The sequence below is a fragment of the Micrococcus sp. HMSC31B01 genome (assembly GCF_001816085.1).
GTDB classification, from domain to species: domain Bacteria; phylum Actinomycetota; class Actinomycetes; order Actinomycetales; family Micrococcaceae; genus Micrococcus; species Micrococcus luteus.
Genome location: NZ_KV824879.1, coordinates 1 through 939, shown reverse-complemented (window position 1 = coordinate 939; position 939 = coordinate 1). Strand labels below are relative to the sequence as shown.

The 939-nt window shown below is 74.3% G+C and carries 1 protein-coding gene; it reads right to left on the bottom strand.

Translation table 11 applies throughout. The features are described from left to right. Window positions 1-51 precede the first annotated feature (51 nt). The coding region (prfA, locus tag HMPREF3105_RS01010; RefSeq protein ID WP_070708564.1) for a peptide chain release factor 1 at window positions 52-939 on the bottom strand (888 nt) is incomplete at its 5' end.

Genomic DNA, 939 nt, shown 5'->3' with positions numbered 1-939 from the left:
CGGTCAGGCGGGCGGCGGCGTCGCGCAGCAGCGCGGACCAGGCCGGTGCGCTCACGCGTCCCCGCCCAGCGCGGCGAGCCGCCGCTCCTCGTCGAGGGCGAGGCAGGAGGCGATCACGGCCTCGAGGTCGCCGTCGAGGACCGCGTCGAGGTTGTGCGCCTTGTAGCCGGTGCGGTGGTCCGCGATCCGGTTCTCCGGGAAGTTGTAGGTGCGGATGCGTTCCGAGCGGTCCATGGTGCGCACCTGCGCGGCGCGCGCCGCGGAGTCCTCGGCGTCCTGCTCCGCCCGCTGCCGCTCGAGCAGCCGCGACCGCAGCACGCGCAGCGCGGCCTCGCGGTTCTGGATCTGGGACTTCTCGTTCTGCATGGAGACGACGATCCCCGTGGGCAGGTGCGTCAGGCGCACCGCGGAGTCGGTCGTGTTGACGGACTGGCCGCCCGGCCCGGAGGAGCGGAAGACGTCCACCTTGAGGTCGTTCGGATCGAGGTGGACCTCGTCCGGGGCGTCCACCTCGGGCAGCACGAGCACGCCGGCGGCGGAGGTGTGGATGCGGCCCTGGGACTCGGTGACGGGCACGCGCTGCACGCGGTGCACGCCGCCCTCGAACTTGAGCCGGGCGTAGACGCCGTCGGCCGGGTCGGCCGCGCTCCCCCGCACCGCCACATGGACGTCCTTGTAGCCGCCCAGGTCGGAGTGCGTGGCGGAGAGGACCTCCGTCTTCCAGCCCCGGGACTCGGCGTAGCGCAGGTACATGCGCAGCAGGTCGCCGGCGAACAGGGCCGCCTCCTCGCCGCCCTCGCCGCCCTTGATCTCGAGGATCACGTCGCGCGCGTCGTCGGGGTCGCGCGGGATCAGCAGCCGGCGCAGCCGTTCGGCGGCCTCCGCCTCGGCCGCCTCCAGACCGGGCACCTCGGCCGCGAAGGCCGCCGCGTCGTCGTC